Genomic DNA, 23,655 nt, shown 5'->3' with positions numbered 1-23,655 from the left:
AGTTGCCACATTACATAATAAAACTCATAAAATATTTTTTCTCAAACCCTATACTTTTATGAATCTCTCTGGTGAATCTATCGCCCCTTTTGTGCGCTATTTTGATATTACCCATACATTAGTTGTATATGATGATTTAGATTTGAGTTTTGGCGATATTCGCTTTAAATATGGTGGCTCAAGCGGTGGGCATAATGGACTAAAATCTATTGATAAAGCTATGGGGGAGGGATATTTGCGGCTTCGTTTTGGCATAGGCAGAGACCCTAAACTTGATGTTGTGCAATATGTATTGAGTGCTTTTAATGAGCAAGAAAAAAAACAACTCCTTGATACAATGCCCCATATACAAAAAGCAATTATGCACTTTTGTGATGCGCACGAAAGTGATGCGCATAAGATTCTTGCTTCTTTGCAAAATCATTTTACATTGCGCCAAAACATTAAAAAACATCAAAATAAAACCAAACAAGAGATACAAGAATCACCCCAAAATTACCACAGCAAAAGGAATGAATAATGGTTTTTCGTTTTGTGAGTTTGTATTATTTGAAATATTTTTTCATCGTTTTTCTCGCGCTAGAAGGATTTTTTGTCGCTATTGATACACTTAAATATGTTGATGATTTGCCAGATTCTGCAAACTTGCTGATTTTGTTTCTTTTTTATGATGGCGTGTATGCCCTCACCTACACTTTGCCTATTTCGCTTATTTTGTGCTCGATTCTTTTTTATATGGCTTTTCTTAAAAGCTCCCAACTCACCGCACTAATGGCTTTGGGCTATTCTAAGCGGCATATCCTTGCTCCTTTGATATTTCTCTCAAGCTTTTTTACTCTCGCATTTATTGGACTTAATACCACATCATTTGCCTATGCACAAGAAAAAGCAGAGAGCATTGTGTATCAAAACACACAGAATACGCGTGAAAATTTATTGCTAAAAAGTGATAATCAATACATCTTTGTGCGCAAACTCTATCCTCTCTCAACTACTGAAGCAAGGGTGGAGGGCGTGAAGATTTTCACACTCAATGACGATTATAAGCTCATAGGCTATCACGAGAGCAAAGAGGCATTTTTTGAAAATAATGCGTGGATTCTTAAAAATGCTAAAAGTGTAGAGATTTCTCCTACTCTCACGCTTGGTAATAATCCATTACAAATAAGCACGAATGAGGAGCTAAAAACATTGCAGGGGTTTAGTTTTAAAGTGCTTGAAACCATTGCACAAGATAAACCCACAGCTTCAGTTATTGATGCACTTGCTTCATTTCGCATTGCCTACAGACAAGGCATAAGCTCGGATAAAATACGGGGAATTCTCTATGGGCTACTCGTTGTGCCTTTTTTTGTGCCACTTTGTATTGCTATCATTGCCTATTATATCCCCTCATTACCTCGCTATGAGAATCTCACATTGATTAGCTTTGTGTGCATTATCGGCTCTTTGGCTATTTGGGGATTATTTTTCTCTCTCACACAATTAAGCGTTGCGGGGCTTATATACCCCGAAGCAGGATTATTACTGCCTATGGGTATATTATTTCTCATATTTTTGTGGCATATTCGACACCTCAACAAAAAGTTTTTGTAAAATAATAAAACTTTAAAGCAAAACTAACAAAAAACAAGGCATAATCACTGCATTCACAACCCCAAAAGGAGTTAGTATGGACGATAGAGTTTTTACCTTTGCAGGACTCATTAATAGCGATCACGATTTTATTATTGGCTTCCATACCGTGCTTGTGGCAATTATTATCCTTATTCTTGCACGATATGCAACATATAAAATGCAGATAGTGCCTAAGGGGATTCAAAATGTATTTGAGTTTATCATCTCTGGTATTATCTCATTTTCAAAAGATATTGTGGGCGAAGAGGTTGCGCGTAAATACTTCCCACTTGCTGCAACTATTGCATTTCTAGTCTTTTTTGGCAACGCCATTGGTATTATCCCGGGTTTTGAATCCCCCACTTCAAGCTGGAGCTTTACACTTGTGTTGGCTTTGGTTGTGTTTTTTTACTATCATTTTGAAGGGATTCGCGCTCAAGGCATAGTGAAATATATCAAGCATTTTATGGGTCCTGTGTGGTGGCTTGCCCCACTTATGTTCCCTGTGGAGATTATTTCTCACCTTTCACGCATTATCTCGCTTTCTTTCCGTCTTTTTGGGAATATTAAGGGCGATGATATGTTTTTGCTTGTTATGCTTATGCTCGCTCCTTGGGTTGTGCCTGTCGCTCCATTTGCAATTTTAACTTTTATGGCATTACTCCAAGCTTTTGTATTTATGATTCTTACCTATGTGTATATTCACGGCGCAGTGAGCGCTGATGAAGAGCACTAAGTTCATCGCACTTCTTATCACACCCTCTATTGATAGAGGGTATATCCATACGCTCTCTACTCGCCTACCTACATTAGAAGTAGATTGGATTATGTATCGCTCACAAAGCGATGAATATATCCCTAGCTTTGTAGAGACACTCTCTCATAAAACCCTTTTGCTCAATCTCCCCTTTACAGACCTCAAGCAGATTCTTAGTCTTTCCACTCCTTTTCAAGGCGTGCATTTAAAATCTCATCTTTTAGATTACATCGCACCGCTCAAGAAAGCCTATGAGCAAATAAACAAAACTCAAAAACTCATAGGATATAGCGCACATAGCATTAAGGAGCTTGCTTATGCTTTGGAGTTAGGGGCGGATTATTGCACATTAAGCCCTATTTTTTTTGCACCCAATAAACCCGCTCCGCTAGGCTTACAGGTGCTAGAGGACATTCCACAAAATCTACGCTCGCGCACTATTGCCCTTGGCGGTATTGCAAAAGAGCATATCCCCCATTTGCAGGCTTTAGGCTTAGGTGGCTTTGCAGGAATAAGTTATTTTGAATCATAGTTTGATTTTTGATTCCATTTTTGATTCTGCAAAAAGATATATTATTCCAAAGAGATTCTAAGTTTTTATGCCTTTATCTTGCTATATCTTGCGCGTGAGCTTGGAGATAAAAAGTAGCGGTGCTTTTAGAAACAGCGAATGAGAGTGATGCGAGGCTCTCCCCTTATTTACTAATGTAATTCCGTAAGGATAAAAAGCGGCGTTTTTTGAGGGTAAAGCCTATATCACCAAACGCTGCTTGAGTGGCAGGAAGTAAATCTCTTTTCTTTTTGCGAAAAGAAAAATTTTAAAAAATCTTAGATTCCTACAAAAACGCTGTAAGATTTTAAGTAAAATCTCATTCAACATAGCCCTAAATATCAATAAAATCCTTACGAAAATCGCAGTTGCGTATATTCAGCAGGGATAAAATAATCCTTAGCCTTTAAAATTTGCGGATAAAATCCCCCCTTAAATCCAAGCTCAAAAAGCTTATCCACCGCCTCAATCTCTACTTCGCTCATTGATATAGAATCCGCATTCGCATAAAGATTAAGATATGTATCAAGCTCCTCTGCGCTCACGCGGATAATGCCCCGCTCAAGAAGCATTTTGCTTAAAATTGCCTTATTTTGCACCGCAAGACGCACAGCTTTTGTAAGAAGATTCTCGCATTCTATGGCAGTAGTAAGAGGCAAGGAGCGGCGCAATGCCATACCGCCAAGAGGTAAGGGCAGTCCCCCTCCGCTTAAATCCTGCCATATATCCCATATTTCAGCCTCCACACACAGATTTTCATTAAAATTAAGGATAGATTCGTGTATAAGCACTCCCGCATCAACCTCGCCATTAAGCACAGATTCTTCTATCTCAAGAAAATTTTTATACACAATACGCGCCTCCGGATAAGCCAAACGAAAAATCATCGCATTTGTGGTATGCTCCCCGCTTAAAGCCACTTTGAAATGTTTTTTTAAAACCTTATCTTTGCGCCTTATAAGCTTTGGTCCATAGCCATTACCAAAGCTCACGCCTGTGCGCAAAAGCGCGTAATTTTGAGCTACAAGCGGATAAAGTGCAAAAGAAATCGCACTCACATCATATTCGCTCTGTAAAGTCGCGAGATTAAGACTTTGAATATCTTTGGCAGTGTTTGAAAAACGCAAATTTGTAGAATCTACCCACCCAAAAACAATTGCATAATACATAAATAAATCATCAGCATCAGGGCTGTGGGCGACACTTATCATCATTTCTCCTTTGCTTTTTGGCAAAATTATAAGGATAATTTAGTCAAACTTAGATAAAATCGCACTATTTTACGCAAAACTTGCACAAAGGATAAGAATGGTAGATGAGAAAAAGCAAAAAGCCATTGAGCTTGCTCTCAAGCAAATTGATAAAGCATTTGGCAAGGGTGCTTTAGTGCGCCTAGGCGATAAGCAAGTAGAAAAAATTGATAGTATATCCACAGGTTCTTTGGGGCTTGATATGGCACTTGGTATTGGCGGTGTGCCTAAGGGAAGAATCATTGAAATTTATGGTCCAGAATCAAGTGGAAAAACAACCCTAAGTCTTCAAATTGTAGCAGAATGCCAAAGAAATGGCGGTATCTGTGCCTTTATAGATGCCGAACACGCCCTCGATGTGTATTATGCAAAACATTTAGGCGTAGATACAGAAAATCTCCTTGTATCCCAGCCTGACACGGGTGAGCAAGCCTTAGAAATCCTAGAAACACTTACCCGTAGTGGTGCCGTAGATCTTATCGTGATAGATTCAGTGGCTGCGCTTACGCCAAAAGCCGAAATTGAAGGCGATATGGGAGAGCAACACGTGGGGCTTCAAGCACGACTTATGAGCCACGCTTTGCGTAAAATTACAGGTGTGCTTCACAAGATGAATGCTACACTTATTTTTATCAATCAGATTCGTATGAAGATTGGCACAATGGGCTATGGTAGCCCCGAAACAACCACAGGTGGTAATGCACTCAAATTCTATGCAAGTGTGCGTATTGATGTGCGTCGCATAGCAACTTTGAAGCAAAATGATCAGCAAATTGGTAATCGCACGAAAGCAAAAGTGGTAAAAAATAAAGTCGCACCACCATTTCGTGAAGCAGAATTTGATATTATGTTTGGTGAGGGTATTAGCAAAGAGGGTGAGATTATTGACTATGGTATCAAGCTTGATATTATCGATAAAAGCGGTGCTTGGTTAAGCTACAATGACAAAAAACTCGGGCAAGGAAGAGAAAATGCAAAGCTTCTTCTTAAAGAAGATAAGGCTTTAGCAGATGAAATTATCGCAAAAATTAAAGAACAAATAGGGGCAAAAGATGAGATACTGCCCCTACCCGATGAGCCAGATAATGAGTAATATTAAAGGAGCATACAATGGTATATATTGAACATATTGATGCACAAGAAGTAATGGATAGTCGAGGGAATCCTACGATTAAAGCAATGGTAAGGCTTAGTGATGGCACAAGAGCATCAGCCATTGTGCCAAGTGGCGCAAGCACAGGCAAGAGAGAAGCCCTAGAATTGCGTGATGGCGACAAAGAGCGTTATCTTGGAAAGGGTGTATTAAAAGCGTGTGAGAATGTCAAAACCGAAATTGCTTCACAACTTGATGGCGTATCGCCCTATGATCAAAGCAAAATCGATTTGATTCTTAAAAAAATAGATGCCACAGAGAATTATTCAAAACTTGGAGCAAATGCAGTATTGGGCGTAAGTATGGCGATTGCACGCGCAAGTGCGCAATCGCTTCATTTGCCTTTATATCGTTATTTAGGGGGAAGTAATGCTCTCACTATCCCTACACCTATGCTCAATATCATTAATGGCGGCTCACACGCTGATAACACGGTGGATTTTCAAGAATATATGATTATGCCTCTAGGTTTTGATACTTTCGCCCAAAGCCTACGCGCTTCGGCTGAAGTATATCATCATCTTAAAAAAATCCTCAAAGATTCAGGGCATATTACAAGCATTGGTGATGAGGGAGGATTTGCCCCAAATCTCAAAAACAATGAAGAGCCTATTGAGGTGATTTTAAAAGCTATTGAAAAGGCTGGATATAAACCGCTTGAAGAAATTGCCATAGCCCTTGATGTAGCAAGCAGTGAGCTTATAGAAAAAGATGGAATGTATCATCTAAGCGGGGAAAACAAGGTTTTAGATAGTGCAGGTATGATTGAATATTATGAGAAGCTTGTTGCAAAATATCCTATTGTATCTATTGAAGATGGTTTAAGCGAAGATGATTGGGAGGGGTGGAAGCTCCTCACACAAAAACTTGGCAATAAGATTCAGCTTGTGGGCGATGATTTGTTTGTTACAAATAAAAAAATCTTACAAGAAGGTATTGATAAAAATATTGCCAATGCGATTTTAATTAAACCAAATCAAATCGGCAGTGTGAGTGAAACAATGCAATCTGTGCGCCTTGCTCAACGCAACAATTATAAATGTATAATGAGCCATCGAAGTGGCGAGAGTGAGGATACTTTTATTGCTGATTTTGCTGTGGCTCTTAATACAGGTGAGATTAAAACAGGCTCAACCGCGCGAAGTGAGCGCATTGCAAAGTATAATCGTTTGCTTGAGATTGAAAATGAAGTAAGCGATACAGAATATATAGGCAAAACCCTCTTTAAACATTAAAAGTCAAGTGAATATGTATGTATCAAGAGCTATTAGATAAACCCTCAAAATTATGGCGATTACTCTATGTTAATCGCATATGGCTCATTATCTTTGGCATTGTGATTGTAGTAGGGGTGTATATGGGATATTTACTTTTTGGCAATAACTCTGTGGAGGTGCTACTGCGATTGCAATCACAAAAAACACATCTAAAAGAAGAGGCTCAAAAAATTGAGGAACAGAATGCGCTTTTACAAAGACAGATTTTTGAGCTAAAGGGAGCAGAATTTGAGAAATAGTATATTAATATTATGTGTATTGTATTGCGCTCTATGGGCGAGAGATAATCCTTTTGAATCTGTGATTACCCAAAAAGAAGAGGAGCATAAGCCCCAAAATATGCACCAAGAGCCGCTTTCAAGTATTGAGTTTGTGTTGCCAAGCACCGCTAGAGTGCTTAAAAGTGTGCAGGTTACTTATCAGAATCTTGATGGCTCGATTGAGAATAAGATTATTCAACTTGATGAAAATATCGATTGGCATTATCCCTTGCTGATTGCCCAAAAAGCACAAGGAGCAATCTACACAGCAGAAAATCGCTTTAAGCTTGGCGAATTTGAGATTGTTATCAATCAAAGTAAGCTCTTTATTGCTACGCGTAAAAAATTACTGCGTGATTTTATTTTGCCTAAACCCTATCGGCTCGTGCTTGATATTGAGGGTGTAAAAAGCAATGAATTTGGGCAAATTAAGCTCAATAAAAAATATTTTAGCGATGCGGAAATCTCCACACACGAAGGATTCTATAGAATCTCCATAGGCTTTGATGGGCGTTATAAATATCAAATATCTCCTCAACGCGATGGTTTTGTAATTAGTTTGGAGTAGAGAGTATTGGAAAATATCGTTTTAATTGGCTTTATGGGAAGTGGAAAAACAACCATTGGTAGAGAGATAGCACTTTTAGGCGGAAGATTCTTGCTTGATACCGACCAGCTTATAGAGCAAAATATGGGCAAAAGCGTGAAAGATATTTTTGCTTCGGTGGGAGAGAGTGGCTTTCGCCGCATAGAATCCCAACTTATCTTATGGCTTTCAGCTAATGTCAAAAATGCCGTAATTGCCACAGGTGGAGGTATGCCCATCTATAATAACATTAGTTATTTGGGTAAAATCTTTTTTCTTGATGTGAGTTTTGAGCATATTAGCCAACGATTAAGCGTAGAAGAAAAGCTTAAGCGTCCTCTTTTTGCAGATATGGCAAAAGCAAGAGGGCTTTACAATGAACGCAAAAACATATATGAAAAACAAGCACAATACATAGTGAGCGGGATTGCCCCTGTTACAGAAATTGCACGACAAATTGTAGAATGCGTGGAACAAAAGAGTATAGAATCTCCTACACCACGCCTCAAAGAAAAAACATTTTCATAAAAGATAAGCTTTGACTTTGCATTTTGTGTTATAATTCGCCCTAATTCTTTTGATACAGGGGACAAAGTGGAATTTATTAATCTCAAAGCGCAGTATGAACGCTATAAGGGCGATATTGATAAGGCTATGCAAGAGGTGCTTCACTCATCACAATTTATTATGGGTAAGGCAGTAAGTGATGTAGAATCTGCTCTTTCATCATATGTGGGGGCAAAACATAGCATAGGTTGCAGTAGCGGGACAGATGCGCTAATCCTTGCGCTTATGGCACTTGAGCTTAAAAGCGGCGATGAAGTCATTACCTCTCCTTTTAGTTTTATTGCAAGTGTTGAGGCAATAATGCTTCTTGGGGCAAAGCCTGTTTTTGTGGATATTGATGAAAAAACCTACAATCTCTCCCCTTCAAAGCTTGAAAAGGCGATTACTCCACGCACAAAGGCGATTATCCCTGTGGCTATTTTTGGGCAAATGGCAGATATGGAATCTATTAATGCCATTGCTGCAAGACACGCTATCGCTGTGATTGAAGATGCAGCGCAGAGCTTTGGAGCAAGTCAGATTCAAAGCAACAATCAACGCGTGAAATCGTGCAATACAAGCACTATTGCCACCACAAGCTTTTTCCCAAGCAAACCTTTGGGCTGTTATGGCGATGGCGGCGCGATTTTTACAAATGATGAATCTTTAGCCCAAAAAATGCGTTATTTGCTCAATCACGGGCAAACAAAACGTTATGAACATAGTTTTATTGGCTTAAATGCACGCCTAGATGCGCTACAAGCAGCAATCCTCCAAGTCAAGCTCAAACACTTAGATGAAGAGATTGCTAAACGACAAGAGATTGCTAAAATCTATAATGAGAATCTTAAGGGTGTAATTACGCCTTTTATCGCTCCAAATAATATAAGCGCATATGCGCAGTATTCTATTTGCACCAAAAATCGCGCTTCATTAATGCAAAAATTAGAATCCGCGCAGATTCCTTATGCGGTGCATTATCCAATTCCTTTGCATTTACAAGAAGTGGTATGCAAGGTTTATGCGCATAAAAAAGGCGATTTTCCTATCAGTGAGAGAGTATGCGAAGAAGTTATATCTCTCCCCTTTAGCCCATTTTTAAGCGAAAATGAACAAGAGCAAGTCATAAAGGCAGTCAATGGATAAGCCTGTGCGTATTGCCCTTTTTGGCATCGGCAAAATGGGGCAAAATCATCTACGAATCCTCACTATGCTTAAAGATGTAGAAATTGCATTTTTGTATGATACAAATATGGAGCTTTGTGCAGAAATGAGCAAAAAATTTGACATAAAAATCCTAGAAAACCTTGATAGCGATTTATTAAGCTGTGATGGAGCAATTATCGTAACCCCTACTTTCACGCATTTTGATTACATCAACAAAGTCAGTGATTATGTAAAAAATATCTTTGTAGAAAAACCCCTCACAAATACCCTAGAATCTACCCAAGTCATCGTTGATCTTGCGAGGGAGAAAAATCTCAATATCCAAGTAGGCTTTATTGAGCGATACAATCCTGCTGTAATTACACTCAAAAACATTCTTGCCTCAAGTGAGCAAAAGATTATTAATATTGATTTTGTCCGCACAAACAGAACAAGTTCGCGCATTACTGATGTTGATGTAGTCATTGATTTGATGATACACGATATTGATTTAGCTCTAAGTTTTAATGGCGATGTGCGCGATATTTATGCACACGGGGTTGTTATAGGCGATATGATAGAGTATGCAAGAGCGTGTATGATTCACGAAAATGGCGCATTTTCTAATATCGTGGCAAGTCGTATTACTGAAAAAAGAATCCGACAAATTAGTATCACTACACATAATGAATATATTGATTGTAATTTATTGCGCAAAGAAGTGTTTGTCGATAAGCAAAGTGTTGAGCAAAGGCTTGATAATGTCTCTATTAGCGCAAATACAGAAACAATCGAAGTAAGGGGACAGGAGAGTTTGCTTTCAGAGCTGATTGATTTTGTAAAAATGTGTAAAAACACACCCTCTCCTACCAATAATCGCCCTAATGAAAAAGATGGTATGAAAGCTATGCGTGTGGCTCATAAGATTCAAGATATTATCCATAATGCTCATCGATAAACCTTGCACTTTTAAAGATTCTTCACGCAATACAAAAAAGCTTTAGGTTACTTAAAATATCTTACTGCAAATGCTCTATTTGAAGCTCCTTAGGAATTGGTGAGATAAACTCATACCCCAAAAGCGCAATTTTATGCGCGTGGAGCATAAGCCTTTTGGCATTATCGGCTATGCCATAGATACTATCCCCATATAAAGGGTGCTTGATACTTTGACAATGCACACGAATTTGATGTGTGCGCCCGGTGAGAATACGAGCTTGAATCAGGGTTTTCTTTCCTATAATAGCTAAAGGCGTGAGCTCTGTGCGCGCATATAAACCTTTTTTATCAATATAGGATTTTGCAAAGCCCTTTTTTATAGTCAGTATGGGCTGCTCCACCACCATAAAATCCCTAATTTGCCCGTGCGCAAGGGCAATATACTCCTTATGCACCTCTTGTTTTTTAAAGGATTCTATTGCTTTTTTGTGAAAATCGCTTTTATCTTTCACAAGCAATATCACGCCACTTGTCTGCACATCAAGCCGATGAAGCAAAGCCCACCCTTCAAACATCGCGCATAAATCATAAGATTCTACAAAAGGAGGCTTATCAACAGCCAAAATACGCTCATCACAAAAAATCACCTTAGGGGCTTTAGGCTTTAATATCTCAAAAGTGCTATTGCTTGGTATTTCAGAGCGAGCAAGGGTTAGCTTTTTACCTCCACTTCGCACAAGCCCCTTATCAATAAGGGCTTTGGCTTGTTTATGTGAGAGATGATGTGCGCGGGCAAGAATCTTATAGGCTTTGTCCATTTTGAATCTTTTGCAAAAGTGCAGTAAGCTTATGATGAGAGGCTACCTTAATGCTACTTGCGGGGAGATTCTCCCAACGCTTAAGTGTATCTGTGAGGCTTTGAGGAGGGATTAACACATAATTTTCAACCTCCTCAAAAAGCGCGTATTGATTAAAGATATGCTCTCCACTTACAAGCTTTGTGCCAAAAAAGGCAGGTTCAAAAGGATTATGCCCCCCTACATTATTCACAAATCCCCCACCAAGTATCACCAAATCGCTGATAGCATAGAGATTATTAAGCTCTCCTAGGGCATCAATGACAATCACATCATACTGCGCATAAGATTCAAGCCCACCTTGAGAAAAAAGCGCAGTGCGTGGAAATATATCTAGGCTTAGTTCATAGACTTCTTTAAATCGCTCGGGGTGGCGAGGAGCAAGAAGCAAAAGTGGGGCAGAATCTTGCTCTTTATAAGCTTTAAAAGCCTCTAAGATAAGCTTTTCTTCCCCTCTATGTGTGCTTGCAGCGATAAAAAGGGGAGCGGAGGGCTTAGGATAATGAGTGCTAAGTAAGGGGGGATTAAGCGTTTTAAGATTCCCAAAAACTGCAACATTTCTCGCACCTAGCTTCTCTAATCTCTCTTTATCGGAATGGCTTTGAGCCAAAACCTCATCAATAAATGCAAAAATGCCTTGATAAAACCACGCAAAATATTCATAATTTTTCTGTGAGCGCACGGAGATTCTCGCATTAATAAGCATTGTATGTGCATTGTGAGATTTAGCAAGAAAAAAGAGCATTTTCCACATCTCTGCTTCTGTAACAATAAGCGTTTTAAGATTCTTGCAACTTTTGCTCCACAAAGGCAAAAAAATCTCAAAAGGCAGATAATGCACAACAATATGGGCTTTATCCCCTGCTCTGTTTTCATACAAATGCTTTGCTTCGTTAAATCCTGTGTGCGTAATAGTTGTAATAAGAATCTCAACCTCTTGTGAAGCAAGTGCGCTAATAAGTGGCTCAAGAGAGCGCACCTCACCAAAGGAACACGCGTGAAACCAATATGTGGGCTCATATTTAAGCTTTTTGATATGAAAGGGAGAAAACCGCGCAGGGAGCGAGTGATGATGTTTTGCGCGAAAAGAGCTTACAATCAAAAATGGCAAAGCAATAAAATACAACAGCACACACACAGCATAATATGCTAGAGGAAAGGAAGGTTGAGTTTGCTTATCCAAAATCACTACCTCCTAAAAAAGACTAAGCCTCATTATGCTTTAGCTTTTTTCTTTGGCTTCTCTTGCGGAGTGGATTCTTTACTTTGCTGAACATAGAGAATCCGCCCACAATGAGGACATTTGATAATATCATTCCCTTTGCAAATTTCATTATAAATCGTATCGCTAAGCTTAATAAAACACCCGCCACAGGCTTGTTTAAAGACAGGCACAACGCTTGTATTTAAAGCCCATCGGCGAATCTTGGCATAAAAGCCTGTAATCTTACTATCCATTTGCGCAATCAAAGCTTCTTTTTGATTGAAAAGTTCTTGCTGCTTTTGTTTAATTTCTTGCACTTGCTGCTGTGTTTGGGCTTCAAGTGATTCTATAATAGCCTTGAGTTCATCAAGTTTGGGTGCATAGGATTGCTCTTGCTCTACCTTAGCATTTTTAGAAGTCTCAAGCCGCTCAATTTCAGCATTTGAAAAAGTCATATTTTCCTTAGCAATATCACTCTCCACATCAAGGGCGCGCATTTCTTTTTCTGTTTTAACTTCTTTTTGTTTTCTAGCAATCTGCTCAAGTTTAGCCGCAGATTCTTGGATATTGCGCTCGTGCCTTGCAATTTCAAGATTAATATTTTTTGTTTCTGTGTGCAAAGATTCTATTTCTTTTAGGATTTGCTCCTTTTGTCTTATTTTTTCATCAAGCTCGGAGCGCACTTGGCGGATTTTTGGCTCTAAGTCATCAATTTGCTTATCAAAATTAGCTACTTCTATGAGTTCTTGTAAATGCTTATTCATTCGCTATCCTTTTTTGGGTTATGTATCTCTTAAGGCTAAAGAGAATGGATTTTCACAATCGGCAATTATAGCGTTATATCCCGCATTTTGCAAAATAGATTCAAAAATTTCTACAAAATACTTTTCGCTCTCATAATGTCCCATATCTATGAGGCTTATACCTGTGCTTTTTGCGCTCATTGCATCGTGATGTTTAATATCACTTGTGATAAAACAAGTTTGAGGTGAGGGTGGTATAAGCGGGAGCAGAGAGCAGCCACTCCCGCAGACAACATATACTTGCTCTATCATTGGCATAGATTCTTGCAAATCACCGCACACAAATGCCACGCTTTGCGCCTTAAGCGCATCACACACATAATGCGCAAGTTCATCTAAGCGCATAGGTGCAATACTTCCACGCATAAAGAATTCCTGTGCTTCAAAATGTTTCCATTGCAGAATATGATGCGTAAGATAGGCATTAAGATGAGATTTATCAAAATTGGTATGCAAACTGATAAGGGAGCAATGTTTATGCAATAAAATACTCGCAAGATTTGCAGGATAAGTATCGGTGCAAAAAGCATTAAGAGGCTTAAAAAAAAGCGGGTGATGCGTGATAAGAAGCGTATGAGGCTTAAGAGAATGTGCGATTTTAGCATTAAGCTCAAGGCAAAGCACAATCTGCTCAAAACTTTCATTTAAGCTCCCGAGATTTAAGCCACTCTTATCCCAAGATTCTTGACTTTCAAAGGGAGAAATGCGCTCACAAAGCTCATATATATCTTTAATTTTATATGCCATATTGTTTCCTTTGTATTTTTGAGAATCTATGACTTCACAGATTCTAAGATAAAAGAGATTTTACTTGCCTATGAGATAGCTCTCTTCTTTTAAACTAACGAAACCCCCATTGTTCTTGTATATCCTTGATATGCTGGGCTTGAAGCTCTACAATCATCATTCCCTCACGTTCCTCAAGGCTATCCTCAATCTGCCCATCTGCGTTAATAAAACAACTATCACCATAAAAATTCCACTCTGCATCATCGTAGAATCTCTTTTGAATACCATTTATACGCAAAATCGCCATACTATTACTAAAAGCCCGAGCTTGACAAAGTATCTGCCATCGCTGCTTAGAAGCAAAAGCATTACTGCAAGGCAGAAACACAACATCAACTTGAGCAAGTTTGAGCTTCAGCCATATTTCATCAAAATGAATCTCAAATCCTGCAATAACAGCGATTTTTAATCCCTCTTTTTCAAAGATAAGCGGTGCTTTGGGTGCTTTTGGCAGGGGATTATCAAAAAATTGCTTTTCATTCCAATGTGGATAGGCAATAAGCCTTTGTTGATGATAAAAGCGCACCTTTTCTCCCTCTATGAGTGCAATACTCTTATAGAGCTTTTTATCCTCGCTCACAAGTAAAGGCACAAGCAAATCAAGCTTGTATTTCAAAGAGAGTTTTTGGAGAGCTTTTAGAATCTTTGCATAAGAGCTGTGAAAAGCTTTAGAATCTTTATCTATATCGCGATAGAAAGGCTGAAAAACATACTCGCTAAAAGCAGCAATTTGCACCTTTTGTTTTTTGCAACTCTGCAAATACTTGCCTAGTCGCGCATCATTTGGTGCAAGTGAAGGAAGCTGCAAGAGGGCGATATTCATTACCTAATCCTTAAAGATCTAAAAATGTAAGTATAATTGTAACATATTAGTTTGATTATGCGCTAGAGAATAAAAAGATTAGATTTTGTATGCTATCTTGAGTTTATATTCATAATTTCATCATAAAGGAAAAATATGCAAGATAAACTTACAGCCTCCCCTCTCACAAAAGCTCAAAAAATACGCTCTATTGTCGCTGCAAGTAGCGGAAATTTAGTCGAATGGTTTGATTTTTATATTTATGCTTTTACAGCCATTTATTTTGCTCACACTTTTTCAACCTCTGATAATCCTATTATGCAGCAAATTGTTGCTTTTGGTGTTTTTGCAGCAGGATTTTTTATGCGTCCTATTGGAAGTTTAGTTTTTGGTTCTTTAGCCGATAAAGTCGGGCGTAAAAAATCTATGGTTTTTTCTGTAATTTTAATGGCTTTGGGTTCTTTTATCATTGCTGCCTTACCGAGTAAAGATATTGTGGGAGATTTTGCGATTATCTTACTTTTAATTGCTAGACTTATTCAAGGCTTAAGCGTTGGTGGAGAATACGGCATTGCAGCAACTTATCTGTCTGAACTTGCAAGCGAGGGTAAAAGAGGATTTTATTCTTCTTTTCAATATGTTACGCTTATTGGCGGACAGCTTTTAGCCGGCAAGCATTAGTATAATGCTTTTGATACTTAATGAAGAGCAGATGAAAGATTTTGGTTGGAGAATACTCTTTGTCGTGGGCGGACTTTTGGCTCTTGGCTCTTTATTTGTGCGTAGCATCATGAATGAGAGTGCGACAGAGCTTCATAAACACGAGGATAGGGGCACACTCAAAGCCCTTTTTACCTCTTGGAAGCCTTTTTTGATTGTTGTTGGTATCACTGCAGGGGGTTCTTTAGCCTTTTATACCATCACAACTTATACAAAAACTTTCATTGTGAATGTGGGGCTTATAGACAAAACTCTCTCGAATAATATCTACCTCATTGCACTTTTTGTGCTAATGCTTATCCAACCTTTATTTGGCGCAATTGGCGATAAAATCGGACATAAAAACTCTTTACTTATCTTTTCGGTGCTTGGATTTTTAGGCATTTATCCTATCTTTATGGCTTTAAAAACAGCTGATGATACTTGGAGTATTTTAGGGCTTGTACTCCTTTTATTTATTATCCTTAGCTTTTATACTTCAGTGGCTGGAATCTTTAAAGCAAAACTTTTCCCTGAACATATACGAGCGCTTGGGACAGGATTAGGGTATGCTATACCTAATGCGATTTTTGGTGGTTCAGCCCCTTTTGTCGCGCTCTCATTCAAAGAAGCAGGGAATGAAAATGGATTTTTTATTTATGTTGGGGCATTAATGGTTGTAGTATTTTTTATCTCACTGCTTTTGCCTAAAAAAGCAGAGCTTAACTAAATTTATAAAAAAGGAGCTTTTTAGCTCTTGCTTACTCCTTAAGCCTACAAGCTTTAGAGATTACTTTAAGCTCTTGTAGGCTCTATCTTTTATGTGTAACTCCACTTAAATTAGAGAGGCAATTTTCTACTTTACAATCAAGATTTGCGGTAATTTCGCCTAATTCATTATATACTTTCTGCCACACAGCTTGATTATTCTCATAAAGCATCTGCATTTTGATTTTATTATGAGGATAAAACCAGCTCACTTTGACTTGCTTAGGTGCGCTAGAAACATATACTCGCTCTGTATCAAGCATTCCATTTGCATCATAATTGCGCTCAACATCAACTTTTTCATCATTTTTAAAATGAGATTCTGTGCGCAAAGTCCCTTTTTCATCATATTGCTTTGATTCGCCATTTTTCGCACCATTGACATAATTCGTAATTTGTGCGAGTTTGCCATTTGGGAAGAATCCACGCATTATGCCCTCAATTTTTCCCTGCTTGTAGGTATATTGCTGTGCAATTTTGCCATTATCGTGATATTCCACCACATCGCCCTCTGGCACACCATTTTTATAGAATACTTCTTTAGCAAGCGTGCCATTTTGATGATAGTATTTTGCCTTGCCTTCGATTTTACCCTCATTATAGATAATCTCGGATTTGAGGACATTTTGAGGATAATACTCTAGGGCTAGTCCTTGTAATTTATTATTTTTATAATTTGCATCATAAATGACTTCACCCTCTTTAGAATATTTAATCTCGCGCCCCTCTTTGCGCCCATTAATAAAGTGCATTTGCTCAAGCAAATGTCCCTCCTCATCATACCACGCCTCGCGCCCATTCTTAATATCCGTGCCTTGAATATAACTTATTTCACCCCGTAAAACTTCTCCTTGTGTCTTTTTGGTAATAGTGCGTATCTCAAGCCCAATCCCCACACACACGCTCATAAGACTCACATATAATATAAAATACTTCAACATAACACTCTCCTCTAGCCCCTATACATCGGCATTTATATTAAAACTCCCCTGACTTGTATTTAACACCAATTTGATAATATATAAAGCCCTTAGCTTGAAGTCCAAAATGCTGATAAATATTACGCCCATCAAAAATAATAGGATTCTTTAAAAGCTTTTTCATCTCCTCAAAATCTGGGCTTCTAAACTCTCTCCACTCTGTCAAAAGCACAAGAGCTTCGCAATTTTTAAGCGCATCGTATTTGCTTGATTCTAGCTGCACAGAAGCAAAATTATCTTTAAAATAAAACTCTGCTTGTTTAGCTGCTTTTGGGTCATAAGCTTTGATTGTCGCTCCCCTTACTAAAAGCTCCCGCACAAGCACCAAAGAGCTTGCCTCACGCATATCATCAGTCTCTGGCTTAAAGCTAAGCCCCCATACTCCAAAAGTTTTATGGCTTAAATCCTCCCCAAAATGGCGCACAATCTTTTGCACTAAAAGCATTTTTTGCTCATCATTGACTACCTGCACAGCCTCCAAAATACGTGCCTTGTAGCCATAATCTTGTGCGGTTTTCTCCAATGCGCGCACATCTTTAGGAAAACAACTCCCCCCATAGCCACAGCCCGGATAAATAAAACTATACCCGATACGAGAATCCGAGCCAATGCCAAGCCGCACATCATTAATATTTGCCCCCACGCGTTCGCAAATTTGGCTCATTTCATTAATGAAACTAATCTTTGTAGCAAGCATTGCATTTGCAGCATATTTTGTCATCTCTGCGGATTCTAAAGCTACTTTTTTATCGGTGGTAAATGACAATGTATGAAGCGCGACATTATCTTTTACCATAGATTCTAAGCCGGGTTCATAGATAGGAATCTCACCCTTTTTTAATCGCTCAATCTTTGAAGCATCAACATCAAGACAAGTTGCTGCATTTCCCATTTGCGCAAAACAAGCACCAGCTACAAGCCCCACATATCCGCTTCCAACAATTGTAACCTGCATTCTTACTCCTTAAGGCATATTTGAGAGATTATTAAAAATCGTTTTAAGTGAGCGTCTAAGGACATTTTCTTTTTGCTCTTGGGTAATTTGCACATTCTCACCTATGCCAAGGTATTTTTTCTCACTAAGCTTCAAAGTGCTTGTGGCATTTTGCTGAATCGTATTTGTCTTATTGTAGAGATTAAACTGCACATCGCTTTGAATCATCGCATTATCCTTTGTGCTAATCGCGCTCATATCTTGCTTATTTTGAGCGATAACAAAATTATATTTCACATCAAGCGTGTAGGTTTTATCATCTTTTTTTGTTTGGATATTAAAGCAGTTACTATCACGCAAAGCCTTATCCAAAATCGCCTTAAACTCACTAGCTGGAAGCACATTGTCTTTGCCTAGCTCTATTTTACCAAGCACAATATCATATTTTGGCATAGCACAAATTTGTGTGATTTGCCCACTATTATCTGGCACATCTGGCGTATTTGAAAAGCAACCCGCCATAACAAAGCACATCACGCTACCTAAACTCATATACAAAGCTTTCATTTTCTGCTCCTTAAGAGATTGTATTGTAGATAGAGTGGAGATTCTATAATAAATTAAAAAATGAAGATAATGCAGAGAGCAAAAGAATCTCACATTCTATGCAAAATGCGAGATTCTTTACATTTGAAGCTTAAGACATAACAGGGTGAGTGCCATCTCTCATATCAGCACCGATATGAGAGCGATTTTTGCTCCCTAGCTCACTCCATACGATGCAGCCATCAGTAGGACACGCACTTGCACAAGCAGGTTGCTCATTATGCCCCACGCATTCTACACATTTGTTTGAATACACATAATAAGTGCCTTCACCTGTTGGGTTATCATCATCATCAACGATAGCTCCCACAGGACATTCATCAATACACGAACCACAAGCAATACAAATATCTGTAATCTTTACAGCCATCATTTCTCCCTTATTTGTTGTTTGATTTGGGTAAAACCCAAGCTGCAATATAAGATATTTATCTTAAAAAACACATAAAATCAAGAATAATAACTTTTTGTTTTACTTTTTTACAAAATTTGCTTTTGAGATAAGGAGTGATTTTTGCAGTATTTAAGAGGATAAAATACATAGGGGGATTTAAGTAATACTTGTGTAGAATCTAATTTTTACACATTTGCATTGACTCTTAATTACTCAAAAATATCTTTAATATCTTTAAAGATATTACGCCTAAAGGAGAATCTGTGGAAGAGGCATTATCTTTGCAAGTGGGCTTATTGAGGATTTTAGAGGCAATCTTACCCCAAAAATGCGCCTATTGCTAAACCATCAATAATGTTTATTGCATTGCTTACGCCTACAAGTGCAAATGTGGTAAAAAATAGACCGATTATGTAGGGCAGGTAGAATCCTAACGATAAATCTTTTAAATATATGTTGAGTAGGGCGTTAGCCCTCACTTGGTGTTTGACTTTGGTCCTTGTCAGTATCAAGCAAATAGCTTGTATCAATCTCAAAATCGAAAAATTCAGATTCAAACTTGGTATTGGAGAGTTTATCATAATGCTGTGTAGCCGCTTTCATATTTTTATTCTCTTGATAGAGTAGTCCAAGCGCATAACGCGCCTCAAAATTTGTAGCAGATTCGGTTTTGGTAAGTTGTAAAAGAGCTACGGCGTTTTCGTGGCGATGTGCCCCCATTGCTGCAATAGCCGCGAGAAAGCGTGTTTGAGAATCATCTTCGTGTAAATCATCAAGCAGTGAATTATACAGCGCAAAGGCTTTTTCAAAATCATTGCTATAAATATTTGAATAAGCCAAAGCTTGTAAAATGCCATTATTTGTGCGCGTCTCTACAATAAGTCTTGCTTCAAGCTCCTCTTGAATCGAACGCAAAGAACCCGTTACAAAGCCTACATAAATATACAATTCACGCGCAAGAGAAGGTCCATAATAAATTGAGCGCATATCAAGATCTTTCTCTTTATATATTGCATTCATCTGCAAAGCAACATCTCTAAGATTCACCCTAAAACGTTTGCTAAGCTCATACATTGTATTTGCCACCACATCTTTTACATACATTTTTTTCAATCTCTCAAACGCGCTCACTAGCTGCTCCTCATTGTTTGAAGAGATTGCATATACTGCTTGAAGCGCATAGTATATGGGTTTTCTTTGAGCAACAGGCTGTTTTTGCACCTCATTGAGCCACTCAAGTGAGCCACTAGGATTATCACCTGCATAGCGAAAAAGTGAGGATAAAAATTGACGTTCTATGGGATTATTAAAGGTAATTTCTGCTAAATCGTTTGAAATAGAATTACGCAAACGCGCTACATCTCTATAAGTAAGCTCTGCGCACATAAGCGCAAAGATTCCTGCCATAGTGTTATTAGAATCCAAATGATAGGCTCGAATAAAATGCAAATAGGCATTATCAAAATCACTCATTTGCGCATAGAGCAATCCCACATCATAATGCAAAACAGAATGATTGGGATAATCTTGGAGTGATTTTTCCATTGATTTAATACTATCGCGTATATCTTGATTGAGTAATAAAGAGCGCAAATCCTGCGCTAATGCACTATTAATCTGTGAAACTTTCTGTCCCTCTTGCAAAATGCTTTTTGCGCTCTCTATATTGCTTGAATACGCATTGAGATTCCCATCATCAATAATCGCCAAAGCCCTTTTAGCATCAAAAACTAAAAAAGGAGCATAATAAAACAAAAGCTTATAGCCGAGCATTTTATTATGCTCAAAGCGGCGATTCCAAAAATTCTCTTGAGCAAGATGAATATCAAATAAATCATCGCGTAACTTTGCCTTAATAGGATAGACATCAAATACTTTTGCATCATCTTCTTTTGCATTGAGCCTATCTAAAATCAACGCGCCCTCTTTATAGTTCCCTGTTTTAAGCTCAATGAGCTGCAAAGCCATTAATGCCTGTGGGTCGCCCACATACGCGCCAAGATACTCATAGAGATACTGCTTTGCTTGAGCATACTCCCCAAGTCTTGCGTGAAGAAGAGCAATGGCAAAATTATCTTCTTTGGTTGCAGCTTGTTTAAGCTGTGCTAAAGCATTATACTCATCACCAAAAACCAAAAACATCTCCGAAGCGAGTTTTTTGCTCTCATTGCTATAACTTTGAGAATTTGGATTTAAAAATGGCGAGAGGGCTTCAAAATAGAATCCTTTGTAGTATTGCAACAAGCCATAGAGATAGGAATAAAGCGGTTGATTTGCTGCATAATACAAATAACTTGAGCTAATGCCCAAATAATATTCATAAAGATTCACATCGCCAAGCATATAAGCGCTATATGCTGCATCAAAGGCGCTCACGCTAATGTCCTCTCCTGCATTGATTGCCCCATCAAAAGAGCTAATTGCACCCTTATAATCGCCCTCTTTAAGCTTAATCACACCTAAATTATAATAGGCAAGTGATTGCAAATAAGTAGCAATATTTTTGAAAATTTCCAATGCCTCAAGCTTATCACCTTGCGTGTAGAGGATATTTGCTTTTTTAATCATATTGCCAAGCTCGGCATCATCGACTTTAGGTCGCTTTTGATCGCCCAAAATAGGAGCAGGTTGAACAATCTTGCGTGAAGTGGGCGCAGGTGAAGCCTCTTCTTTTTTTGGAGAACCCATTAAGGCAAATATGATAAGTAAAATAAGAAGTATGAAAAAGAGTGCAACAGCGGCAATAAGCCCAATCATCAAAATTTTATTTTCTTTGACTTGCTGCACAAAAGGCTGTGCCTTAGCTTTTATCTCATCTAAAAATGCTTTGACTTTATTAGATTTGCCTTCTGCTGGAGTTTGGGGAGATTCTGCATCTGCTTCTTGAGTAGCTTCACCAGCCTGATTTTCAGTTGCTGGCTTTTCTTGTGGTTTTTGTGCATTATCTTGGATTTCTAAACCATCACCAATTTCTTCTGCCATAATGCACCTTTTTAAAGATATTTTTCAAGCACAGCAGGAAGAGCGATGCTCCCATCGGCTTGTTGATAATTTTCCATAATCGCAATAAGTGTGCGCCCTACTGCTAAAGATGAGCCATTGAGTGTATGCACAAGCGCGTTTTTGCCATTTTCTTTATAGCGAATTTTTGCTCTACGCGCCTGAAAATCACGCGTATTTGAAATAGAGCTAATCTCGCGATAACAATTTTGCCCGGGTAACCACACCTCAATATCAATCGTATTGCTCGCACTAAAGCCCAAATCCCCACCACATAGCTGCACTAAGCGATGAGGAAGCTCAAGCGCCTCTAAAATACCGCTTGCTGTTTGCACCATTTTCTCTTGCATTTTCTCACTTTCATTTGGGTGAGTAATAGCAACAAGCTCGACTTTGTCAAACTGATGTTGTCGTATCATACCTCGCGTATCACGTCCTGCACTCCCGGCTTCTTTACGAAAACAAGGCGTATGAGCAGTAAGCATAATAGGTAATTGCTCATAGGGAATAATGCTATCTTGATAGAGGTTTGTAAGTGTAATTTCAGAAGTAGAAATGAGATAGAGATCATTTTCGCTCTCCTCATCTTCAAAATGTGAATCCACCTTAAACATATCATTTTCAAATTTAGGGAGCTGTCCTGTACCAAAAAGAGCTCGTGCATTAACAATCACAGGAGTTATGATAGATTCAAAACCCGCCTTCTCATTATAATCAAGCATAAAATTAATGAGCGCACGATTGAGCTTTGCTCCTACACCACGTAGCACAGAAAAACGGCTTTTGGCAAGCTTCACGCCTGCTTCAAAATCAATCCACCCATTTGCTACGCCAAGCTCCCAATGTTCTTTTGGCGTAAAGTCAAATAGCTTAGGAGTAAGCACCTTTTTAAGCACAATATTATCATTTTCATCTTCACCCGCTGGAGTAGCGGAATCTGGGAGATTTGGAATGGTATAGAGAAATTTTTGAAGTTGAGATTCTAGAACATTTAGAGTAGATTCTGCTTGAGCAATAGCGATTTTATTTTCATCAAGTTTGGCTTTTAGCTCACTCACATCTTTTTGCTCTCTCTTATATGTGCCAAAAAGCTTTGAGGTTTTGTTTTGAAATGCCTGAAGTTGCTCAAGCTCTTGTTTGCAAGATTTATATTTAAGGGCAAGGTTTTTAAGCTCATCAAGAATCTCTTCGCTCACTTTTTTAATGCTAAGCTGTTTGCTTACCTGCGCGTAATCATTCACTAGAGCCTTTATATCAATCATTACTTCCCTTTAACTTGCAAAAATCTCAAATATATAGCCAAAAAGCATTTTTTATTCCTAAAAAGGCAGGGAAAAATCTATCGCAAAATTACTAAAGTTATTATAAAATGCAAGTTTTAATCTACTTCAAGGTATGTATGATATGCTTTGCAAATGCGAGTTTAAGGGTGCGTAATGTTTGGTGTTGGCATTTTTGAAGTATTAGTCATTCTCATTGTGGCAGTGATAGCACTTGGTCCTAATAAACTCCCACAAGCCATCATTGATGTTGTCAAATTTTTTCGCGCAGTCAAAAAGACTATGGTGGAGGCAAAAGATACCTTTGATAAAGAAATACAGCTCTCTGAAATTAAACAAGAAGCCCTCAAATACAAGGACACAATCACAACTGAAGTGAATAAGCTCACCAAAGATATGCAGCTTGATGAATTACGCCAAATCAGTGTGGATACTATCACTAAACCCTTAGAAGAAGG

24 protein-coding genes and 1 pseudogene are annotated in these 23,655 nt (G+C 38.4%); 13 read left to right on the top strand and 12 right to left on the bottom strand.

Going from position 1 to position 23,655, the window contains the following annotated elements:
- The 4 genes from pth to J1E28_RS04910 form a co-directional block, all read left to right on the top strand.
- Positions 1 to 520 (top strand): aminoacyl-tRNA hydrolase (gene pth / locus J1E28_RS04925; RefSeq protein ID WP_291027343.1); only part of this gene is annotated, 520 nt, incomplete at its 5' end.
- Positions 520 to 1,596 (top strand): LptF/LptG family permease, encoded by a 1,077-nt coding sequence (locus J1E28_RS04920; RefSeq protein ID WP_291027341.1) that lies wholly within the window; start codon positions 520 to 522, stop codon positions 1,594 to 1,596. The genes pth and J1E28_RS04920, both read left to right, overlap by 1 nt.
- Before the next feature lie 76 nt (positions 1,597 to 1,672).
- Positions 1,673 to 2,353, top strand: a complete 681-nt coding sequence (locus J1E28_RS04915; RefSeq protein WP_291027339.1) for a F0F1 ATP synthase subunit A — start codon at positions 1,673 to 1,675, stop codon at positions 2,351 to 2,353.
- Positions 2,340 to 2,906 (top strand): thiamine phosphate synthase, encoded by a 567-nt coding sequence (locus tag J1E28_RS04910; RefSeq protein WP_291027337.1) that lies wholly within the window; start codon positions 2,340 to 2,342, stop codon positions 2,904 to 2,906. Before J1E28_RS04915 ends, J1E28_RS04910 begins: the two co-directional genes overlap by 14 nt.
- A gap of 371 nt (positions 2,907 to 3,277) precedes the next feature.
- On the opposite strand, the gene J1E28_RS04905 is transcribed toward J1E28_RS04910, so the two are convergent.
- Complete coding sequence (locus J1E28_RS04905; protein ID WP_291027335.1) at positions 3,278 to 4,135, bottom strand: MqnA/MqnD/SBP family protein; 858 nt, start codon at positions 4,133 to 4,135, stop codon at positions 3,278 to 3,280.
- A gap of 97 nt (positions 4,136 to 4,232) precedes the next feature.
- On the opposite strand from J1E28_RS04905, the gene recA reads away from it, so the two are divergent.
- From recA to J1E28_RS04870, 7 genes are all read left to right on the top strand, one after another.
- On the top strand, positions 4,233 to 5,267 hold the full coding sequence (gene recA, locus J1E28_RS04900) for a recombinase RecA (RefSeq protein ID WP_291027333.1): 1,035 nt from the start codon (positions 4,233 to 4,235) through the stop codon (positions 5,265 to 5,267).
- Between the two features lie 17 nt (positions 5,268 to 5,284).
- Entirely contained in the window at positions 5,285 to 6,562 is a 1,278-nt protein-coding gene (gene eno, locus J1E28_RS04895) for a phosphopyruvate hydratase (protein WP_291027331.1), read from the top strand.
- Positions 6,563 to 6,579: 17 nt separating this feature from the next.
- Positions 6,580 to 6,843: a hypothetical protein gene (locus tag J1E28_RS04890; protein ID WP_291027329.1), complete on the top strand. Its 264-nt coding sequence runs from the start codon at positions 6,580 to 6,582 to the stop codon at positions 6,841 to 6,843.
- The gene (locus tag J1E28_RS04885) at positions 6,833 to 7,432 is read left to right on the top strand and encodes an AMIN domain-containing protein (RefSeq protein ID WP_291027327.1); all 600 of its coding nucleotides are present in this window, start codon (positions 6,833 to 6,835) and stop codon (positions 7,430 to 7,432) included. Before J1E28_RS04890 ends, J1E28_RS04885 begins: the two co-directional genes overlap by 11 nt.
- Positions 7,433 to 7,438: 6 nt before the next feature.
- The gene (locus J1E28_RS04880) at positions 7,439 to 7,978 is read left to right on the top strand and encodes a shikimate kinase (RefSeq protein ID WP_291027325.1); all 540 of its coding nucleotides are present in this window, start codon (positions 7,439 to 7,441) and stop codon (positions 7,976 to 7,978) included.
- Positions 7,979 to 8,044: 66 nt separating this feature from the next.
- Positions 8,045 to 9,142 (top strand): DegT/DnrJ/EryC1/StrS family aminotransferase, encoded by a 1,098-nt coding sequence (locus J1E28_RS04875; protein WP_291027323.1) that lies wholly within the window; start codon positions 8,045 to 8,047, stop codon positions 9,140 to 9,142.
- On the top strand, positions 9,135 to 10,100 hold the full coding sequence (locus J1E28_RS04870; RefSeq protein ID WP_291027321.1) for a Gfo/Idh/MocA family oxidoreductase: 966 nt from the start codon (positions 9,135 to 9,137) through the stop codon (positions 10,098 to 10,100). The genes J1E28_RS04875 and J1E28_RS04870 overlap by 8 nt, the downstream gene beginning before the upstream one ends.
- Before the next feature lie 61 nt (positions 10,101 to 10,161).
- On the opposite strand, the gene J1E28_RS04865 is transcribed toward J1E28_RS04870, so the two are convergent.
- The 5 genes from J1E28_RS04865 to J1E28_RS04845 all read right to left on the bottom strand — a co-directional run bounded on the left by J1E28_RS04865 (position 10,162) and on the right by J1E28_RS04845 (position 14,557).
- A complete protein-coding gene (locus J1E28_RS04865) occupies positions 10,162 to 10,899 on the bottom strand; it encodes an RluA family pseudouridine synthase (RefSeq protein ID WP_291027319.1) in 738 nt (245 codons plus the stop codon).
- Positions 10,883 to 12,121 carry a lipid IV(A) 3-deoxy-D-manno-octulosonic acid transferase gene (gene waaA, locus J1E28_RS04860; RefSeq protein ID WP_291027317.1) on the bottom strand — a complete coding sequence of 413 codons (1,239 nt, stop codon included), beginning with the start codon at positions 12,119 to 12,121 and terminating at the stop codon, positions 10,883 to 10,885. Before waaA ends, J1E28_RS04865 begins: the two co-directional genes overlap by 17 nt.
- Before the next feature lie 32 nt (positions 12,122 to 12,153).
- Positions 12,154 to 12,906, bottom strand: a complete 753-nt coding sequence (locus tag J1E28_RS04855; RefSeq protein WP_291027315.1) for a C4-type zinc ribbon domain-containing protein — start codon at positions 12,904 to 12,906, stop codon at positions 12,154 to 12,156.
- 18 nt (positions 12,907 to 12,924) lie between these two features.
- Complete coding sequence (locus tag J1E28_RS04850) at positions 12,925 to 13,692, bottom strand: Nif3-like dinuclear metal center hexameric protein (RefSeq protein ID WP_291027313.1); 768 nt, start codon at positions 13,690 to 13,692, stop codon at positions 12,925 to 12,927.
- 94 nt (positions 13,693 to 13,786) lie between these two features.
- Positions 13,787 to 14,557: a carbon-nitrogen hydrolase family protein gene (locus tag J1E28_RS04845; protein ID WP_291027311.1), complete on the bottom strand. Its 771-nt coding sequence runs from the start codon at positions 14,555 to 14,557 to the stop codon at positions 13,787 to 13,789.
- Between the two features lie 135 nt (positions 14,558 to 14,692).
- Between J1E28_RS04845 and J1E28_RS04840 the strand changes: the two are divergent.
- Positions 14,693 to 15,965: pseudogene (locus tag J1E28_RS04840) on the top strand (MFS transporter).
- A gap of 82 nt (positions 15,966 to 16,047) precedes the next feature.
- Here J1E28_RS04840 and J1E28_RS04835 read toward each other — a convergent pair.
- From J1E28_RS04835 to serS, 6 genes are all read right to left on the bottom strand, one after another.
- Positions 16,048 to 16,944 (bottom strand): toxin-antitoxin system YwqK family antitoxin, encoded by an 897-nt coding sequence (locus tag J1E28_RS04835; protein ID WP_291027309.1) that lies wholly within the window; start codon positions 16,942 to 16,944, stop codon positions 16,048 to 16,050.
- A 37-nt stretch (positions 16,945 to 16,981) separates the two neighbouring features.
- A complete protein-coding gene (locus tag J1E28_RS04830; RefSeq protein WP_291027307.1) occupies positions 16,982 to 17,938 on the bottom strand; it encodes a nucleotide sugar dehydrogenase in 957 nt (318 codons plus the stop codon).
- Positions 17,939 to 17,947: 9 nt separating this feature from the next.
- Entirely contained in the window at positions 17,948 to 18,484 is a 537-nt protein-coding gene (locus J1E28_RS04825; protein WP_291027305.1) for a hypothetical protein, read from the bottom strand.
- A 130-nt stretch (positions 18,485 to 18,614) separates the two neighbouring features.
- Positions 18,615 to 18,893, bottom strand: coding sequence for a 4Fe-4S dicluster domain-containing protein (locus J1E28_RS04820; RefSeq protein ID WP_291027303.1), 279 nt, complete (start codon positions 18,891 to 18,893; stop codon positions 18,615 to 18,617).
- Between the two features lie 492 nt (positions 18,894 to 19,385).
- On the bottom strand, positions 19,386 to 21,899 hold the full coding sequence (locus J1E28_RS04810; RefSeq protein WP_291027299.1) for a tetratricopeptide repeat protein: 2,514 nt from the start codon (positions 21,897 to 21,899) through the stop codon (positions 19,386 to 19,388).
- A gap of 11 nt (positions 21,900 to 21,910) precedes the next feature.
- Positions 21,911 to 23,179 (bottom strand): serine--tRNA ligase, encoded by a 1,269-nt coding sequence (gene serS / locus J1E28_RS04805; protein ID WP_291027297.1) that lies wholly within the window; start codon positions 23,177 to 23,179, stop codon positions 21,911 to 21,913.
- Positions 23,180 to 23,353: 174 nt separating this feature from the next.
- Here serS and tatB point away from each other — a divergent pair.
- On the top strand, positions 23,354 to 23,655 hold a 302-nt coding region (gene tatB / locus J1E28_RS04800), incomplete at its 3' end, for a Sec-independent protein translocase protein TatB (protein ID WP_291027295.1).

The organism is Helicobacter sp., from assembly GCF_022511165.1.
Taxonomy (GTDB): Bacteria; Campylobacterota; Campylobacteria; order Campylobacterales; family Helicobacteraceae; genus Helicobacter_C.
The sequence above is the reverse complement of the archived record's forward strand: the minus strand, read 5'-3'. Positions and strand labels throughout refer to the sequence as shown.

What these genes read in the sequence shown, in the direction of transcription:
- J1E28_RS04920 (WP_291027341.1), top strand. Translation starts at nt 520, where the DNA reads ATGGTTTTTCGTTTTGTGAGTTTGTATTATTTGAAATATTTTTTCATC.
- J1E28_RS04915 (WP_291027339.1), top strand. Translation starts at nt 1,673, where the DNA reads ATGGACGATAGAGTTTTTACCTTTGCAGGACTCATTAATAGCGATCAC.
- J1E28_RS04910 (WP_291027337.1), top strand. Translation starts at nt 2,340, where the DNA reads ATGAAGAGCACTAAGTTCATCGCACTTCTTATCACACCCTCTATTGAT.
- J1E28_RS04905 (WP_291027335.1), bottom strand. Translation starts at nt 4,135, where the DNA reads ATGATAAGTGTCGCCCACAGCCCTGATGCTGATGATTTATTTATGTAT.
- recA (WP_291027333.1), top strand. Translation starts at nt 4,233, where the DNA reads ATGGTAGATGAGAAAAAGCAAAAAGCCATTGAGCTTGCTCTCAAGCAA.
- eno (WP_291027331.1), top strand. Translation starts at nt 5,285, where the DNA reads ATGGTATATATTGAACATATTGATGCACAAGAAGTAATGGATAGTCGA.
- J1E28_RS04890 (WP_291027329.1), top strand. Translation starts at nt 6,580, where the DNA reads ATGTATCAAGAGCTATTAGATAAACCCTCAAAATTATGGCGATTACTC.
- J1E28_RS04870 (WP_291027321.1), top strand. Translation starts at nt 9,135, where the DNA reads ATGGATAAGCCTGTGCGTATTGCCCTTTTTGGCATCGGCAAAATGGGG.
- J1E28_RS04865 (WP_291027319.1), bottom strand. Translation starts at nt 10,899, where the DNA reads ATGGACAAAGCCTATAAGATTCTTGCCCGCGCACATCATCTCTCACAT.
- J1E28_RS04855 (WP_291027315.1), bottom strand. Translation starts at nt 12,906, where the DNA reads ATGAATAAGCATTTACAAGAACTCATAGAAGTAGCTAATTTTGATAAG.
- J1E28_RS04850 (WP_291027313.1), bottom strand. Translation starts at nt 13,692, where the DNA reads ATGGCATATAAAATTAAAGATATATATGAGCTTTGTGAGCGCATTTCT.
- J1E28_RS04845 (WP_291027311.1), bottom strand. Translation starts at nt 14,557, where the DNA reads ATGAATATCGCCCTCTTGCAGCTTCCTTCACTTGCACCAAATGATGCG.
- J1E28_RS04835 (WP_291027309.1), bottom strand. Translation starts at nt 16,944, where the DNA reads ATGTTGAAGTATTTTATATTATATGTGAGTCTTATGAGCGTGTGTGTG.
- J1E28_RS04830 (WP_291027307.1), bottom strand. Translation starts at nt 17,938, where the DNA reads ATGCAGGTTACAATTGTTGGAAGCGGATATGTGGGGCTTGTAGCTGGT.
- J1E28_RS04825 (WP_291027305.1), bottom strand. Translation starts at nt 18,484, where the DNA reads ATGAAAGCTTTGTATATGAGTTTAGGTAGCGTGATGTGCTTTGTTATG.
- J1E28_RS04820 (WP_291027303.1), bottom strand. Translation starts at nt 18,893, where the DNA reads ATGGCTGTAAAGATTACAGATATTTGTATTGCTTGTGGTTCGTGTATT.
- J1E28_RS04810 (WP_291027299.1), bottom strand. Translation starts at nt 21,899, where the DNA reads ATGGCAGAAGAAATTGGTGATGGTTTAGAAATCCAAGATAATGCACAA.
- serS (WP_291027297.1), bottom strand. Translation starts at nt 23,179, where the DNA reads ATGATTGATATAAAGGCTCTAGTGAATGATTACGCGCAGGTAAGCAAA.